Source organism: Legionella sp. km535 (assembly GCF_003990085.1).
In the GTDB taxonomy this organism is placed as follows: Bacteria; Pseudomonadota; Gammaproteobacteria; order Legionellales; family Legionellaceae; genus Legionella; species Legionella moravica.
The window spans coordinates 1-18,257 of sequence record NZ_RZGU01000013.1; the positions used below are offsets into that span (position 1 = coordinate 1).

Sequence of the window (18,257 nt, forward strand, 5' to 3'; positions counted from 1 at the left end):
GTTATGCCAGCTTAAGTTCACCACTCATTTACTCTCCAAACTCACTTAGACCAATCTCTTTCACTAATTTTATGGCAATAATCCATTTTCAACTTAAAAGAAACCCTGGGATACGGCCCTTGGGGCCTGCTCCCAGGCTACGCCAGCTGATTTTCAAGCTCATTCTGCCAAAGTTACGAATGCTTTATCTATCGTGTTTCTTGGAAGGCGGGCTTTAAAGAAAAAAGTAACCTTGCAACAACATGAATTTGAGCAGATGCTCGAAATGCTTTATCTAACTTCTTTGCAGGCTCAACTGGAGATCCATCACTATGGTTAAATTTTGTGAGGTTCTCTCAGGAACAAATCGCGGAAAGTAGGCTTGAATATAATGAAATGTCAACAGCCCCTAAAATTATAATAAATAATTATTGATAAACGATAATTATTTATTATAATACAGATCAAATAATCCCGTTTGAGGTGTCATCATGCATAAAATAAAAAGAACCAGTCACATTCTGTCTCTTTTTTTTCAAACACTCGGTTGGGCACTCCCACTTGGAGTAACTTATCTTATCCTGTTTCATTTGGAAACCATGCTGCAATGGGGAGCATGGCACTCTATATTTTCCGGAGATCTGGTTGAGAACCCCTCTCAAATATCATTAACTCATCGCTTCATTATTCTCGCTATAGAACTTGTGCCTATAACCATTACAGTGCTTATCTGCCGCCAACTTGCCAGACTCTTTCGATTATATGAACAAGGCGCTTTATTTGAGAAAGAAAATATTAAACTAATTAAAAATATTAGTATCTTCATGATCCTTGGAGAGTTCATTCAATTAATCTATCAACCGCTGATTACTGCAGCATTAACGTTCAATAATCCAGTAGGCAAACGCCTGATAAGCATCACTCTGGGCTCAACCAATGCAACAACCCTGATTACTGCATTTATTATTTTACTGGCCTCCTGGATTGTCAAAGAAGCAAATCGATTAAAAACAGATGCCCAACTGACCATTTAAGGATAATGCCATGACGATAATCATTAATTTGGATGTGATGATGGCAAAAAGAAAATGTCGGCTAAAAGATCTGGCTGAAGCAATCGATATTACCGAAGCCAATTTATCCATCTTAAAAAATGGCAAAGCCAAAGCAATTCGCTTCACGACCCTTGAAGCAATTTGTCATTATTTACAATGCCAGCCGGGTGATCTCATAGAATTTCAAAATGACGAATAAGACAAATTTACAAATACTCCATCCCAGAACCGCACGCCCCCGCCACAGTATCGCAAATACAGTCTATACTTTAATCAATCGACAAAAAATTAATCCATAAACACATTCCGATATCTTCTGAGGATTATTCCTATGCTTGAAAAAACTGACAACACTTTAGTTCCCAAAAAGCTTCATGCCATTTGGTTGGGAGGGATTTTAAAAGAGGAGGGAAAACAAAATATCGCGAAATGGAAAGCCACAAACCCTGACTACGAAGCCAATGTCTGGATTGACTCATCGACCTATCTTGTTGGAGATTCACCTGAGGCGATACAACAAAAAGAAGAATATGAACAGTTTAAAGAATGGGCTAAAAGCAACCAGATAAACATCATTGACATTAATCTCAATGCAACTGATCCTGACCCAGATATTATAAAAAGGCCTGAGTTATTTACGGGGATGAACAGCGCCAAGTATTATACAGATGAGCTAAAAGATCCTGGCTCCAATTATGCTGCTGCATCAGATATTTTAAGGGCTGAAATACTCTATCATGAGGGGGGCATATATTTTGATGCGGAAGATGTCTTTCCCCGAAATCCCCTAGGTCAACTGAATGCTGAGAAAGGTATACTGGTCCATAGTTATGGTCGTGATCTTCTAAATAATGATCTCATTGCAAGTGTTCCAAAGAGTGAGTTCATTAGTTCATTGCGCGATCTAATCAAAAAAAATTATGAAGAGCTGTATAGTCAGGATAAACGCTATTTAACTGCTCATCGGTTTGCGAATCTATCAAGTTTTCGCACTCAAGATGGCGATAGAAAAACATCCACAATCAGGACCTCAGGCCCTGGTGCACTAAGAAAAATAATCGGTTACATGACCAGAGAAAATTTAATATTTCCCAAAACGTATTGGAAAACACCTGATCGACAAGCTTTATCCTGGTTAAACAATGACTTTAATTCCTATGAACAGGTTGCTCCGTATTTCAGAGTTAATTTAACGGAGTACTTTAACGTATTAATCACACATTATACCTATAACAGCATTTCAGATGCTCAAACCAGACGGCTATTACACCGATTTCAGGATGCAATCAATTCTAAATCGCCATCGAATACTATGATAGAATTACTCAATCATGTAAAACCTTTATTCACCGAGCAAGAAATTGCACTGATCAACAATTCAACCGATAACTTATTTTCTAAATTTGAACATCACGCGAATCAAGCAGAAGAGTTTCTGCTGTACTGCAAATACGCACATGTCAGTCCAAAGGATTTACATGCGTTTATTAAAGCCAGAGGTGATTATTATGATGATACAGATCCCATGTACGACCATCCATTAAATATTATTAAATTTTTCCATGAAGAATTTTCGCAGGGATTTTTTGGAATACTCAATCTACCTCAAACCCCCCTGAGAAATAATTATTCAACATGGACCGACTCATTTACAGAGGAAGAACAGAAACAATTAACGAAACAAGTTGAAAAGGATATGATGCAATTGAGAGGGGAGAAATCATCATTTTCTACGCAACAAAATAAGGAAAAAAGTAGCGATACAATAAAGGATGCCGCAAACACAGCAGCCCAATCCGCATCGTTAAAACATGAAAATCCACTTAAGAATCAACATAAGGAAACTAAAGCACCAACGCCCCCAAATTTAGAAAAAGAGAATGCATCAAACCATGATCAGAAAAAGACGGTATCAAAACACCACATACACCAATCTGAACTTAAAATCAGCCTTATGAATACTTATCCATATGGTAAAAATGATTCAGGAAGATCGCACCTGGTACCAGCGCAATATAATGGGAAATTCAGAAAGTATACTGGCGATGCACTCAAAAGAAAAATACTGGACCATTTTAAAGACAAAATAGAACAGTGCAGCACAATCAAAGAGCTTAATGCTTTAATTAAATCAATAATAGTCACTGAGGAATTTGAAGTACTTAAAACCCCTCAGCGTATGACTTCGGCAATTTTAGGATTAAAAACATCCGCAATTGAAGCTCTTGAAGACATGGTAAATGATGCTGTAACTCAAATTAAAGAAAAAAATAATACCCAGCAGCTCAAGGATGAAGATCTCATCAGTCTTGAAGACGATCTTGAAATAACCGATAAAGAAAATAGAGATACAAATATTCCAAGTCCTTGATTTATGCTTGTTGCTTCAACCAGATGCTCTCATGGAATTTTAAAACGATCCATTACAATCATAAGGAGATAATATTTGTCAGATCTGAATGGATACGCTCTAACAACAAAAAAACCGTCTATAATTTAATCAATAAACAATAAATTTTTCCCCAAACACTGTGCGTTATATTTTGGAGTCATCCTTATGATTGAAAAAACAGACGATACTATAATTCCCAAAAAGCTCCATGCCATTTGGTTAGGAGGGATTTTAAAGGAAGCAGGGAAAAAAAATATCGCCGAGTGGAAAACCAAAAACCCTGACTACGAAGCCAATATCTGGATTGACTCATCAACTTATCTTGTTGGTGATTCACCTGAAGCGATGAAACAAAGAGAAGAATATGAACAATTTAAAGAATGGGCTAACGCCAATCAGATAAACATCATTGATATTAACCCCAATGCCACCGATGCCGACCCTGCCGTTATAAAAAGACCTGAGTTATTTACAGGGATGAACAGCGCCAAGTATTATTTAGATGAACTAAAAGACCCGGGCTCCAATTATGCCGCTGCATCAGATATCTTAAGAACTGAAATACTCTATCATGAGGGTGGTGTGTATTTTGACGCGGAAGATGTCTTTCCCCGAAAACCCCTTGGTCAACTGAATGCGCTACAGGGCATGCTGTGCCGTATATGGGGAGGCAACGATACTGTAAATAACGATGCTATGGCAAGTATCCCCCAAGGCAAACTGATTAATCAATTACGTGACGTCATCCAAAAAAATTATGAGGAACTTTACAGTAAAGACAAACGTTATTTAACTGCTCATCGGTTCGCTAATCTTTTTAGTTTTCGCACGAATAATGCGGACCGAAAAAACTCGACAATCATGACTTCAGGCCCTGGCGCTCTAAGGCAAATAATAGGTTATGAACCCGCATCACAATTGAAACTTCACTTTTCACTTATTGACGCGGATGAACAGGCTTTATCCTGGCTCGATAACAATTTCAACACAATTGAAAAGCTTACCCCGTATTTTAGGCTTAATTTAATTGAGTACTTTAACCTATTAATTGAACATTATGCCAACAACAGCAAATTAGCTGTTGAAACCAAGCAATTATTAACTCAATTTAAAAATACAATCAATTCGCAATCACCACCACCGAATATGATTGAATTGCTTCATCATGTAAAATCTTTATTCAATGAAGACCAAATTGCACAGATCAACAGTTCTACCGATAATTTATTTTCCGAATTTGAAAATCACGCAAACCAGGCTGAAGAGTTCCTGCTTTACTGTAAACATGGGAATGTCGATCCAAAAGATTTATATCGATTTATAAAAGGAAGAAGTTCTTATTATACTCCTCAAGAAACCCTACAGCAAAGTTTTGCGCATCCATACAATATTCTTCATTTTTTTCATGAAGAATTTTCAAAAGGATTTTTTGAAATTATCAAACTACCCCCAGTAGGTAAGATAGAGTACCGTAGACCATGGAGCTGCTCGTTCTCGGCTGAACAACAAAAGCAATTAACGGAGCTCGTTGAAACGGAAATGAAACAATTGAGAGGTGACACACCAACAGTTTCTACGTTAAGCGAGCCCCAAAGCATAAAGAAAACAGATAATGCAGCCATTTCAACTGTCCAATCAGTAGCCTTAGAACAAGAAAAACCACTCAAGGAGCAACAAAAAGCCCCCCCTCAAGAGCCCCATGGACCGCACAGCTTAACTGCATCACCAAAACCAATAAGCCTGGAAAAAGAAAATCAATCAAATAATCAACAGAAAAAAACCACATCAGAATCCAGCATAAAAGACTCTGAATCTAAAATAAGGCTTACAAATACTTATCCTTATGGCAAAAATGGCACAGGAAGATCGCACTTGGTACCAGCGCAATATAATGGGAAATACAAGGAAGATACTGGCGATGTACTTAAAAGAAAAATACTGGAGGATTTCAAACACCAAATAGAACAGTGCAGCACCATCAACGATCTTAATACATTAATTATATCAATAAGAGCAACTAAGGAATTTGAAGTGCTTAAAACCCCGCAACGTATGGTTTCGGCAATTCTAGGATTAAAAACTTCCGCAATTGAGTCTCTTGAAGACATGTTAAGTGATGCAGCAACTCAAATTAAGGAAAAAAATAATACCCAGAAGCTCCAGGATGAAGATCTTATCAGTCTTGAAAGCGATCGTGGAGAAAATGATAAAGAAAATAGTGACACAAATACTCTAAGTCTTTGAGTTTTCCTTGTCGCCTGAACCTGTTGCTGCCTTTGTACTCTCGAAATATAAGGGAATTCAAGGAGTAGTAATAGGTTTCCGGGTTATCCCCGCGGCTGTCCCATTAAAAATATGACGTCTTTCCGAGCGTAGCGAGGAATCTCCTGCAAATTGGCACAATCTGAATTAATGCATTAATTATCATTACCTTTTAAACTTTTTTTACAAGGAATTTAATGATGTCATCAGAAGATGTACCTGGATTTTTATATCATTTCGACACGCTAAACAAATTTAAGGATATGAGCATTAGGCGCCTGCAGAAAAAGGCTGGCTCGGGAGACTCAACTCTTGATATGATTTTAATGGCCGCATTTTAATGGGATCGTGCAACCTTGCAGGAGATTCCTCGCTACGCTCGGAACGACGTCATATTTTTAATGGGACAGCCGTGGGGTTATCTCCGAAAGAAAATTCTTAGTAACCTCATGAATTATTCATGAGTTAGATTCAATCCTATAGTCGGACGATTTCATTTCCTGTACTATGTCGACCTTGTTTTTTAACATGTCCTTCAGGAGATTATATTGAAACGGATCTTTTTTTTAATGATTTTTGTAGCATCCCAAGCCCTAGGCTCTGTATTCAATCATGAAGAGGTTCAGCATTTAAAGAACCATTTTTTTGCCAATATTCACCCCAATGGCGCTATAGTCGCCTCCCCCTCACAACATGAACCTAATTATTATTATGACTGGGTAAGAGACTCTGCCATCGCAATGAGCCTGATTGAATCCTGGTATGAATCAACGAATGCGGCTGAATATAAAAACAGGATTTTCAATTATGTTTCCTGGACGCAAACCATTCAACATCAGCACAATCCCCACCCTGGATACGATATTTTAGGTGAACCCAAATTTTATATTGATGGTTATCCCTTTGATGGACCATGGGGTAGACCACAAAATGATGGTCCCGCATTACGTGCCTCCGTTCTGATCCGTTTTGCTCAAAAGTTGCTGGATCAAAATGAAACGGATTACGTACAAACCAATTTGTATAACAAAAGCCTGGATCCCCAAACTATGGGTGTAATCAAAATGGATTTGGAATACACGGCCCACCATTGGCAAGATGCCAATTTTGACTTATGGGAAGAAGTACTCGGAGATCACTTTTTTACGGCCATGGCTCAAAAGAAAGCAATGATGGATGGAGCGGAACTGGCCCACAGACTCAATGATGAAGAAGCCGCGGTTTTTTATGAAATTCAAGCCAATTTGATTGATAATCGCTTGAAAAAACATCTGGATCATAAAAATAAATTAATTCAGGCAACACTCGCACCTCATGCGGGCCCACAAAAAACATTGGAACTCGATGCCTCAGTTATTTTAGGGATTCTGATTAATCCCCAAAGCAACGGTGTGTTTTCACCCGATCATCACTTTGTTAAAAATACCGTCAAGGCATTACATCAACAATTTAATTTAATGTTTCCCATTAATAAAAATCATTCTGGAGCAATTTTGTTTGGGCGGTATCCTGGGGATACTTACGATGGATACCATACCGACAGCACAGGAAATCCATGGTTTATTCTTACTGCGACTATGGCAGAGTATTACTTTACATTAGCTGATAATTTGGCCATAACCCCCACAAATAAACCATTAATAATTAAATATGTTAAAACAGGGGACGATTATTTAAAACTCATTAAAAAATATGCTCCAGAAATGAAATTAAGTGAACAAATTAATTTAAATACGGGAAAACAACAAGGGGCTGCTTCGCTTACCTGGAGTTATGTTTCAGTGCTTCGGGCGCTTCACTTAAGAGAACGATTGGAACAGAAAATTGATGCGTCAATCTTCATTTAATGATCGTTCCTATTGTTTAATCAGAGCGTCATCCTCAACAGGATGATGCTCTATTCAATAATTAATGCCTTGCTCTTAAACTAAATTGCCTACTTCAAAGCATCAACAACACCTGCTCTGTTTTATTATTAAAATCAAATACTCATAAAGAACCAAAGCTGTATTTAAAATTGAACTATAATTTGGTAATAGGATTATAAATTTTAAACGCGTTGCGTTTAAAAACCCAATAAGAACATGGAGAATGATACATGAGCGTTTTCCAACCCATAAAAACCGGTCATTCATTCGCGAAAGATCCTCGAATCGCTGCACAAGAATTCCATGCTGCTGTGTTTCAGCCCAATATGGAACTCATTATATTTTTTTGTTCCAGCCATTATGACCTTGATGAGCTAGCGAATGCTTTAAACTCACTTTTTCCAAACGAGCAGATTATAGGCTGTACCACAGCAGGTGAAATAGGCCCTGGTGGTTATTCAGAATATACTCTTTCCGGAGTAAGCTTCTCCAGCAATGGCTTTAAAGCAGCGACTGGATGTACCAATAACTTACAAAATATGAATACAGAGAAAAGCCTGGAGTTTGTTAATACATTACTTCAACAACTTGAGGTTAAAGCGCCTCATACGACACCTCAAAATAGTTTTGCTTTTTTGATGATTGATGGCATGTCCCTTCGAGAAGAGCCCGTTGCACGCATGTTTCAAAATGCACTGGGTGAAGTCACTCTTTTTGGAGGATCCGCAGGAGATGATCTTAAGTTTAAACAGACTTGGGTATTTTCCGATCATGCCTTTCATACTGACAGTGCAATTCTTACCTTAATCCACACAACCTATCCTTTTAAAGTATTCAAAGCACAGCATTTTGTGGGTTGTAATGAAAAATTAGTAGTAACTCAAGCAGACCCTTTGCAGCGCGTTGTTTATGAAATTAATGGCTACCCAGCTGCTGAAGAATACGCCCGAAATGTTGGTGCTAAAATGGATAAACTTGATCCCATGCAATTTTCAACTACGCCCGTAGTAATTCGCATTAACGGTGTAGATTATGTTCGTTCTATTCAAAAAGTTAACCCCGATGGTAGCTTAACTTTTTATTGCGCAATTGATAATGGCCTGGTGTTTATGGCTGCTCATGGAGTTGATCTTGTAAACAACATCAAACAAACACTCAACGAAATTCAGCACGATATTGGTAAGCCACAATTAATTTTGGCTTGTGACTGCGTATTACGAAATTTAGAAATGCAACACAAAGGCTTGAAAAAGGAAATTGAACATCTGTTCAAAAATAATAACGTCGTTGGTTTTAGCACCTATGGAGAACAATTCCGAGGTGTTCATATCAATCAGACACTGACAGGACTTGCTATCGGTGAATTCCGGAACAATAAAAATGACTGAGAAGCCCATTACAACTAAAAATGAACAAGAGCTTCGCGATGAAATTGAGCGGCTCAATAAAATTATTAAGGCGTTGATTGATAAAGCGGAGCAAGATATGAATGCTCCTAGAACAGAGTTTGGTGTATTCCAGGATACAATTATATTAGAAGAAAAAATACGAAAACGCACCAAAGAGTTAGAGATGGCACTGCAAACAAATGCCAAGATAACGCGCGCTTTGCAAGAAGCCAAAAAACAGGTCGAAGCAAGCGAACATTATTTACATGACATTACCTCAGCGCTAGGGGAAGGAATAATCGTCATGAATAACGACGCCTTAATTGAGTTTGTCAATGAAGCAGCGTGTACTATGTTAGGTTATACTGAAGCTGAAATGCTAGGTAAAAATTCCCACGATTTATTTCATCACTCTTATCATAATAAAACACCTCATCCAATAGAACTGTGCAGTAACCTGAAGGTCATAAGAACCGAACAACCTTATTTGAGCGATGATGATTATTATTGGCGTAAAGACGGAACCTGTTTTCCCGTTTCAATTATAACAACACCTATTCGATTAAAAGAAAACACCACGGGTGCAGTTGTCGCATTTCATGATATCAGTCAATCGATACAAGAACGCAATCGATTACGTGAAATGCAATCTGCAATTGAGCAAAGCCCCACATCAGTACTGATTTTCGATAAAAACAGAACCATTGTTTATGTTAATCCCCAGGTCACACAAGCCACTGGTTATACCAAAGAAGAACTGTATGGTAAAAAAACAAGTATTTTTCATGGCGATCTAACACCTGAAAACGTCTATACAGAATTATGGCAAACCATCCAATCAGGAACACCCTGGAATGGAGAACTTCTCTATTATCGAAAAGATGGCAGCCCTTTCTGGCAATCATGGAATATTGCCCCCGTATTTGATGAGCATGGCTCCATTCAACATTTTGTGAGTGTCGGGGAAGATATTACTGAGAAAAAGAAATTACACGCTTTGCTTCAAGAAATGTCGTATATGGATGGATTAACAGGTATTGCCAATCGCCGTCGACTCGATGACTTTCTTCATGATGAATGGAATCGTGCATGCCGGAATAAAAAACCTTTAGCCATTATTATGACCGATATCGATTTCTTTAAACGCTATAATGATAGCCTTGGTCACTTGGCAGGCGACGATGCTCTAAAGCGCGTTGCTCAGGCATTAAAAAACACCATACGCCGTTCTACTGATTTGATAGCACGTTATGGTGGTGAAGAATTTGCATTTATTTTACCCGATACAGACATGGAAGGTGCAAAATTGATGGCTGAAGCACTTCAAAACGCTGTTTGTGAATTAAGACTACCGCACCCTGATTCAGACATTTCCGAATATGTCACCATTAGCCTGGGCCTTGTATCCTGCATCCCGGAACAAGGTGCTCCGATGAATCTGTTAGATTTGGCAGATAAAGCCCTTTATCATGCAAAAATCTTAGGGCGTAATCGGGTTGAAGTGATTGATCCAACGGAACTCAAGTAATACCTTTTGTATGCAATTTTCTGAGCAAAACCAGTTAACTCGAAAACAAATCAACCGCTCCTGCTCTTTACATTAATTGGTTAAAGGAACAAATGTATTATTCGATTCAGTAGTGAGATCGTCTGATTGCTCGTTCTCTCGTCCTAAAAATCGTAAAGGCTTACCAGCCATCACATGGTTTTCAATGTGTTCCAAACTGATATTTTTGGTTTCAGGCATATAAAAATAAGTATATATCAGTCCGATGAAACAAATGACCGCATATAAAGCAAAAGTATAATCAATACCCAGCATCTTTTGCAGGATAGGAAAACTGAAAATAACTACCGTATTAAACGTCCAATTGCTCATGGCAGATAATCCCATCCCTGCGCCACGGACATGCAGTGGAAAAATTTCTGCCATTGCAATATGTGGAATAGGGCCTACACTAATTGCAAACGAAAAGATATAAACCGTCAAGCACATAACGGATAAGTAGGGAAGCCAAGCCACCTGGTTGACTGAGCACAGGCATAAGGCAATCAAACTGATGCACGTACCCGCAAAACCAACTAGCAAAAGTTTACGACGGCCTACTTTATCGACACAAAGAATAGCGAGAACAGTCACTAAGAGATTCACCAATCCAATACCCATAGTCGCTAATATTTGACCAGTTGTGCTGTCTATACCTAAATTTTTAAAAATTTCAGGAGCAAAGTAAATGACCACGTTTATGCCGCTAAGTTGCTGCAAACAAAATAAAATCGTTCCTAGCATTAATACCGGTAACAGGGGTTTTTTAAATAACAACAGCCAGTTTCCTTGTTTTGGTTCATTGGCTAAAGTAACTTCAATGTCCATGAGTTCGTGTTCAATATCTCGACTCTGACGCAATTTTTTTAGTGATTTCGCTGCCGCATTGCGTCGTCCTATACTGTACAACCATCTTGGTGATTCAGGCATAAATAAGATGCCTATACTTAACAACAATGCTGGCAGGGCACTTGAAGCAAACATGGCTCGCCAGGCCTGATGTTCAATGAGCAGATAATTCACAGAATAGGAGCATACGATGCCCAGGGTCATCGCTAACTGATAAATCGCTACCACCGCCCCTCGCGCTTCAATCGCGGCGGTTTCAGCCAAATATAAAGGAGTCAGGACTGAAGCCATGCCAATTGCAAGTCCGAGAACTAATCGTGACAGGATCAGAATGGTAATTGAATCGGCAAAGCCGGCTCCTAAAGCACCAAAGAAAAAGAGAAACCCTGCAAAAGACAGTAATGAGCGTCGACCATAGCGCTTAATGCCCTTTGATGCCATAAACATACCGATTAACATGGAGCCAAACAGAGCACCAAAAGGTAAGGCCGAAGCCATTATACCAATGTGTGTGGCGGTCAGATCAAAATGATTTTTTACCAGATCCACTGAACCTGCAATAATGCCTTCATCATAACCAAACAAAAATCCAGCTAAAGACCCAATAATTGCAACAATCCAAGCCATATCCTACTCCTTTAATATACACAGCTAAAACCCGGTTCTTCTCATTAACGTCCATCTACACATGAAACTACCCTGCCAAATTACGAAAAAAAGATAATTCAGTCTCATGGAACGTGATGTAAATCTTTGCCCATCGAAAGACACAGTTCCGTAATTAATGACCATTCATTATTCTTTATTGCCTGCTCAGGAACGATCCACGAACCGCCAACACAAGAAACATTAGGCAAGGCAAGATAATCACGATAATTTTCTTCAGTAATACCCCCGGTGGGACAAAATCGAACATCCGGGAATGGGCCAGATAGGGCACGCAACAACTGAATCCCCCCTACTGCAGCCGCAGGAAACAATTTGAAATGACTGTAACCAAACTCCAAACCAGCCATTAATTCAGAAACACTGGCTATTCCGGGTATCAGAGGAATTCTGGACTTCTGTCCGGCCAATAATAATGAATTGGTTTGTCCCGGGCTGATTGCAAATTGTGCGCCTGCTTGAGCCACCCTATCCAAGTGTTCTGGACTTATAACTGTCCCTGCACCAATTAAGGCATCAGGAAAGGTTTGAGTCAGTAATTGAATAGCATCTAAAGCGACTGGAGTTCTTAAAGTCACCTCCAACACCTTTACCCCTCCGGCAAATAATGCAGAAGCCAAAGGAATAGCCTTATTCAAATCCCTAATTACAATCACCGGAATCACTGGTGACGCAGAAAATACGTATTCCGCGGTAAGACCATCAGGAAACGACATCACATGCTCCTTTTATTGAGTGTCTCAAAGACGTTGCAGCTCCTAATATTCCCGGCTGTTCTGCCTTAATCATATAAGTAGGTATTAGCGCATTAAAATCAGAGAAACGTCCTTTATCTTCAAAACAGGCCCTAAATTGACTTTGCTTTATCAGAGAGGCCAGTCGAGGTACAATTCCGCCAGCAATATAAACACCACCGAACGCACCATAAGTTAACGCCATATCTCCAGCGTAAGCTCCCAAACAGATAAAAAATTGTTCTACTGTCGCCTGAGCGATAGGACACTCCTGAGTCAACGCTAACGAAATAATATCCGCGGCTTTTAAAGGCGCTTTATCCAGCCCACGATATGCGGCTATCGCTTTATACAAATTCTCCAAACCATGCCCAGACAAGATTCGTTCAAGCGATACATGCGGATAGTAATTTTTTAAATAAGTGTATATAAACCATTCCTGTTCCGATTTAGCTCCCCAATCCGCATGGCCACCTTCACCGGCATAAGCGGTATAAGACTGTTCATTGGGAACCAAATAAGCGACACCCAAGCCAGTTCCAGCACCCAGAACTACTCGTACCTTATTAGGATCCGAGTAACCAGTTCCAATCTGGAGCAAATCATGATCCGACAAAGCGGGTAAGCTCATCGCTATGGCTGTAAAATCATTCATCACCCTCAGCTCGGTTAAATTCAATCGGCTTTTTAACTCCTTGATCGAGAATTGCCAATGACAATTGGTCATACAAATCAAATCATCCATCACAGGGCAGGCAATAGCGATTGCTACTCGCTTAAGTTCCTGCAAGGAATGGTGGGTCTGATAAGCAATAAATGCGGAGTCAATACTGCTGAATGAGGCACAAGGATACACTTCAATTTTATCCATCTGCAAATTCACTAAATTCACACGGCTGAATCGCGCAAAAGTGCCGCCAATGTCAGCAACTATGGCATAATCCGTTAAATCATAAACTGTCATAACAATTCTGTTGTCCTTTAAACAAACTGCAGGCACCCTGTTCTGCCCCAGTAAACTGAGCTCTTAAACTTCCAAAAAGCTCACGGCCCATTCCTTGCGTCGGCTCATCAGATGATGCTGCATTAATTCGTGTTGTTAAAACCTCGTCATCGACCAAAAGCTGCAAAACTCCACGTTCACCATCAATTAAAATCATATCCCCTGTTTCTATTTTGGCGATTAATCCTCCATCCATAGCTTCAGGAGTTACATGGATGGCGGCAGGTACTTTACCCGATGCACCGGACATTCGTCCGTCCGTAATCAATGCCACTTGATATCCCCTATCCATAAGAACGCCCATCTTCGGAGTCAATTGATGCAGTTCAGGCATACCGCAGGCTTTGGGACCTTGAAATCGGACCACAACCACACAATCTTTACTTAATAATCCCTGATTAAAAAGCTGTTCAAATTCAGCCTGGCTGGAACATACAACCGCAGGTGCTTTAATGATGCTCTTCCCTTCAGCAAGCCCTGAAGTTTTGAATACGGCTCGTCCTATATTCCCGCTTAAAACCTGTAATCCCCCCTGAGGTTTAAATGGTCTGGAAACTGAAGTCAATACATCCATATTGGTTGAGTTGGATGGCCCGTCAACCCACACCAATCGGTCATTATCCAAAGCTGGTTGTCTCGTATAGTGTTCCAGACCAAAGCCAACAACCGTATTCACGTCCTGGTGAATCAAGCCAGAATCTAGCAAGGTTCGAATAAAATAGGCCATTCCCCCTGCTCTTTGGAAGTGATTGATATCCGCCTGACCATTAGGATAAATACGGGTGATTAACGGAGTAACTTGTGATAACTGTGCAAAATCATCCCAATTAACCGTGTAGCCGGCCATTGAGGCAATAGCAATGAGATGCATGGTGTGATTTGTTGATCCCCCGGAGGCCAATAACCCGACTATCCCATTAACGATACTTTTAGCATCAATCATCTGTCCGATTGGCATGTATTGGTTCGTTAAATCAGTTAAACCCAAAACCTGTACTGCCGCAGCCCTGGTTAACTCATTTCTTAATGGGGTATTGGGATTTACAAAAGAAGAACCCGGGAGTTGCAACCCCATCAACTCAATAATGAGTTGATTTGAATTAGCCGTTCCATAAAAGGTACACGTGCCTGGAGAATGATACGATTCAGCTTCAACTTCCAATAATGCGTTCTTATCCACTTTGCCTTCGGCATATAACTGACGAATTCTGGCTTTCTCCTGATTTGAAATTCCAGATGGCATGGGACCAGCGGGCACAAAGACAAAAGGTAAATGTCCAAAGCTCAAAGCAGCCATAAGTAATCCAGGGACTATTTTATCGCATATTCCCAATAACAACCCACCATCAAACATATTGTGAGATAAGGCAATTGCGGTCGACAGAGCAATGACATCACGGCTTAACAGGCTTAACTCCATACCAGGTTGTCCCTGAGTAATACCATCGCACATCGCAGGTACACCACCAGCAAATTGAGCAACGCCACCTGACGCGGCAATCGCTTCCTTAATCACTTCAGGGAACGAGACATAGGGCTGATGCGCGGACAACATGTCATTGTATGCGGAGATAATAGCAATATTCGCTTTGGCTTCACCTTTTAAGTGGACTTTATCCTGTCTGGAACAAGCTGCAAACCCATGTGCCAGATTACCACAATGCAGAACACTTCTTTGTGGGCCTTTAACCCGGGCCTTGGAAATCTGCTCCAGATACATAGTTCTGCTTTTAGCGCTGCGCTTACTGATATGTTCAGTTACCTGATCTACAACGGGGTGCATAATCATTCCTTATTGGGGTGCATACATGACCTGAATGTTGGCATTCTGATTCTTTATAAAAGCACTGATCGGCATCACTTTGGGATTATCTATCTCTAGTGCCTGACTCAATACAGTACGTTTTTTTTGACCAACCAAATGGATAAAAATCTTTCGGCTATTCAGTAAGCGCCTTTTAGATAATGAAATTCGCGGATAAGGTGCACTTTTGGGGTGCACCAAAAGCAGTGCTTGTGCCTCATCATCCAATCCAGCTTCCAGCTCATCGCTGCATGGAAATAAGGATGCAGTGTGCCCATCCTCACCCATACCGAGAATAACCACATCAAAGGCAGGCAAAGAATCAAAACGTGGTTCAAACGATTCCAAATTCTCTTTAATTGAAATGTGTTCATTATACAAACTGATAAACTGTGCTTGATGCGCTTTATGTTGCAATAAAAAATCATTGACCAAGCGTTCATTTCGGTCGGGATCATGAATACTGACACAGCGCTCATCAGCCAAAGTAATAATAACTTTATCCCAGGACACCTCTTTTTGTGCCAACAATTTAAAAAGCTCTATGGGAGTTTTTCCACCTGAAACAACAAGATAAGCCCGCCCTCTTAAGGTGATGGCTTCATCCAAAAGGGTGCTAATCTGTTCGGCCAAGTCGCTATTTAACCGATTCGCATCGCTAAAATTATAAAGTTGCATTTCGATCATTCCAAATATGCGCCTGGCCATTAAATAACGTTCTTACTTCGTCAGGTCCCCAGGTTCCTGATGCATAGGTATGAAGCGGTACTCCCCCTGCATCCCAGGAGTTCTTTATCGCATCGATCCATTTCCAGGATTGTTCAATTTCCTCACGGCTTACAAATAAATATTGGTTACCTAACATCACTTCCAAAAGCAATCGCTCATAAGCATCAGCAATTCGTGGTGTAGTGATCAATTGATTAAAATTCAGATCCAGTTTACTTTCAGCGAGCACCAAATGCTCACCAAGACCAGGAACCTTGTTCATAATGCGCAACTCAAGACCTTCATCCGGTTGTAACCGTATAATCAATTGATTAGGTGGTAGTTCCTTATTGAATTTATTGAAAATATTGTGCGGTTGCTGTTTAAAATAAATAACAACTTCACTTTGTTTTTTGGCCAGACGTTTGCCAGTAAGTAAATAAAAAGGCACTCCAGACCAACGCCAACTGTCAATATACGCTTTAATTGCGACAAAAGTTTCAGTAACTGAATGTTGATCCGCCCCATGCTCCTCTAAATATCCGGGAATGACTTTATTATCAATTCTATTGCCAGCATATTGAGCTCGAACCGTGTGGTCTCGGACATTACTCTCATTGATGAGACGCAGGGATTTTAATACTTTTAATTTTTCACTGCGAATATCTTCTGAGGAAAGACTCAAGGGAGGTTCCATAGCAACCAGGGATAAAATCTGTACGACATGATTTTGCAGCATATCGCGCACTTGCCCTGATTTATCGTAATATTCCCAGCGCCCTTCAACGCCTATTTCTTCAGCTACCGTGATTTCAACCTTATCGATCACCCGATGATCCCAATTAGACGAAAACATGGAGTTGGCAAAACGAAGCACCAAAAGGTTTAATACGGTTTCCTTACCCAGATAATGATCAATACGATAAATTTGATTTTCTGCGAAAAACTGGGCAACTTCATTGTTAATTTCTTTGGATGATTGAAGATTATGACCAATTGGTTTTTCCAATACGACTCGAGAAGGCTGCTCAGTTAAACCAATGCGAGCCAGTCCATGACAAACCTGAGCATACAGAAAAGGAGGAATGGCAAAATAGGAAACTACCGTTCGTAATGATGGATTGATGTAATCCGTCAATCGCTGATAATCATCCATTACCGTCAAATCCAGGGAACAATAGCTGAGTTTGGAAATAAAACGAGTCCACACGGCCTCGTCTATGGTTTCAGTTAACAGCCGTTGCACTCGGGCTCGAATCAACTCCAAAAATTCTGCTGAAGTTAGATTGTCACGCCCACATCCAATTATTCGAGAATCAACATGAAGCAAACCAGCACCTTCCAGGTGATATAAAGCCGGCACTAATTTACGACAGGAAAGATCACCCAAAACACCAAATAAGATTAAGTCACAAGGGTAATTTGAAACTGCATTTTCGAGCATGTGTTATCCTAAACATTATATTGATTCATTCTACCAAGAAGATGAAACAGGCAGCTCATGCGTCGATAAAACACCCGATCTCATGCTGTAAAACAAACCAGTCCTTACTCAAACAGGACTTAGGGAAAACGCCAAAGTCGAAGCGAAAGATACTTTTAATAAGCGCGATTAATTATCCTGAACACCTGATTAAAAAATTTCTCTTATCGAATAAATTGAGCGCTTTTCTTAAGCCCTGTGAAACTGCCTCGATTTTACATCACTGCAACCAAGCGTCAACCAAAATTAAAAATTTTCAAGAAAGTAGGGGCTGTTGACAATTCATGTTTCGACGTCCCGCGACTTGTTCCTGAGAGATGGTCACTATTTGTGACCATCTCTCAGGACTTGTTCGAGGGATCCAATGAGCTAGCGCAGTTATTCTGAATCCTGGGATCAAAGCCTCAGAAATCCGAAGTGTAGCATTAGCTCCCATCTCAACCGAATTCCCGCGGCTATGACCGCGGGATCCATGATGGTGCCATCGAAATATAAGATCCCGCGGTCATAGCCGCGGGAA

14 protein-coding genes are annotated in these 18,257 nt (G+C 40.1%); 8 read left to right on the top strand and 6 right to left on the bottom strand.

The features are described 5' to 3' along the window. Positions 1 to 470: 470 nt before the first annotated feature. The 8 genes from ELY21_RS08750 to ELY21_RS08780 all read left to right on the top strand — a co-directional run bounded on the left by ELY21_RS08750 (position 471) and on the right by ELY21_RS08780 (position 10,472). A complete protein-coding gene (locus ELY21_RS08750) occupies positions 471 to 1,013 on the top strand; it encodes a DUF2975 domain-containing protein (protein WP_127108777.1) in 543 nt (180 codons plus the stop codon). A gap of 10 nt (positions 1,014 to 1,023) precedes the next feature. Further along, positions 1,024 to 1,233 (top strand): helix-turn-helix transcriptional regulator, encoded by a 210-nt coding sequence (locus tag ELY21_RS08755; RefSeq protein ID WP_127108779.1) that lies wholly within the window; start codon positions 1,024 to 1,026, stop codon positions 1,231 to 1,233. A gap of 132 nt (positions 1,234 to 1,365) precedes the next feature. After that, positions 1,366 to 3,405 carry a TcdA/TcdB catalytic glycosyltransferase domain-containing protein gene (locus ELY21_RS08760; protein WP_127108781.1) on the top strand — a complete coding sequence of 680 codons (2,040 nt, stop codon included), beginning with the start codon at positions 1,366 to 1,368 and terminating at the stop codon, positions 3,403 to 3,405. Between the two features lie 186 nt (positions 3,406 to 3,591). Further along, positions 3,592 to 5,670, top strand: a complete 2,079-nt coding sequence (locus tag ELY21_RS08765) for a TcdA/TcdB catalytic glycosyltransferase domain-containing protein (RefSeq protein ID WP_127108783.1) — start codon at positions 3,592 to 3,594, stop codon at positions 5,668 to 5,670. Positions 5,671 to 5,885: 215 nt separating this feature from the next. Next, entirely contained in the window at positions 5,886 to 6,029 is a 144-nt protein-coding gene (locus tag ELY21_RS15600) for a hypothetical protein (protein ID WP_158618535.1), read from the top strand. Between the two features lie 228 nt (positions 6,030 to 6,257). Then, the gene (locus ELY21_RS08770) at positions 6,258 to 7,535 is read left to right on the top strand and encodes a glycoside hydrolase family 15 protein (RefSeq protein WP_127108911.1); all 1,278 of its coding nucleotides are present in this window, start codon (positions 6,258 to 6,260) and stop codon (positions 7,533 to 7,535) included. 251 nt (positions 7,536 to 7,786) lie between these two features. Beyond that, entirely contained in the window at positions 7,787 to 8,944 is a 1,158-nt protein-coding gene (nosP, locus tag ELY21_RS08775; protein ID WP_127108785.1) for a nitric oxide-sensing protein NosP, read from the top strand. Next, a complete protein-coding gene (locus tag ELY21_RS08780) occupies positions 8,937 to 10,472 on the top strand; it encodes a diguanylate cyclase (protein ID WP_127108787.1) in 1,536 nt (511 codons plus the stop codon). The genes nosP and ELY21_RS08780 overlap by 8 nt, the downstream gene beginning before the upstream one ends. Positions 10,473 to 10,544: 72 nt before the next feature. Here ELY21_RS08780 and ELY21_RS08785 read toward each other — a convergent pair whose 3' ends face one another. The 6 genes from ELY21_RS08785 to zwf all read right to left on the bottom strand — a co-directional run bounded on the left by ELY21_RS08785 (position 10,545) and on the right by zwf (position 17,698). After that, positions 10,545 to 11,966, bottom strand: coding sequence for a sugar porter family MFS transporter (locus ELY21_RS08785; RefSeq protein WP_127108789.1), 1,422 nt, complete (start codon positions 11,964 to 11,966; stop codon positions 10,545 to 10,547). A gap of 104 nt (positions 11,967 to 12,070) precedes the next feature. Then, positions 12,071 to 12,721 (bottom strand): bifunctional 4-hydroxy-2-oxoglutarate aldolase/2-dehydro-3-deoxy-phosphogluconate aldolase, encoded by a 651-nt coding sequence (locus ELY21_RS08790; protein ID WP_127108791.1) that lies wholly within the window; start codon positions 12,719 to 12,721, stop codon positions 12,071 to 12,073. After that, complete coding sequence (gene glk / locus ELY21_RS08795; RefSeq protein ID WP_127108793.1) at positions 12,708 to 13,703, bottom strand: glucokinase; 996 nt, start codon at positions 13,701 to 13,703, stop codon at positions 12,708 to 12,710. The genes ELY21_RS08790 and glk overlap by 14 nt, the downstream gene beginning before the upstream one ends. Further along, entirely contained in the window at positions 13,690 to 15,525 is a 1,836-nt protein-coding gene (gene edd / locus ELY21_RS08800; protein WP_127108795.1) for a phosphogluconate dehydratase, read from the bottom strand. Before edd ends, glk begins: the two co-directional genes overlap by 14 nt. A 9-nt stretch (positions 15,526 to 15,534) precedes the next feature. Beyond that, positions 15,535 to 16,224 carry a 6-phosphogluconolactonase gene (pgl, locus tag ELY21_RS08805; RefSeq protein WP_127108797.1) on the bottom strand — a complete coding sequence of 230 codons (690 nt, stop codon included), beginning with the start codon at positions 16,222 to 16,224 and terminating at the stop codon, positions 15,535 to 15,537. Then, on the bottom strand, positions 16,211 to 17,698 hold the full coding sequence (zwf, locus tag ELY21_RS08810; protein WP_127108799.1) for a glucose-6-phosphate dehydrogenase: 1,488 nt from the start codon (positions 17,696 to 17,698) through the stop codon (positions 16,211 to 16,213). Before zwf ends, pgl begins: the two co-directional genes overlap by 14 nt. Positions 17,699 to 18,257 lie beyond the last annotated feature (559 nt).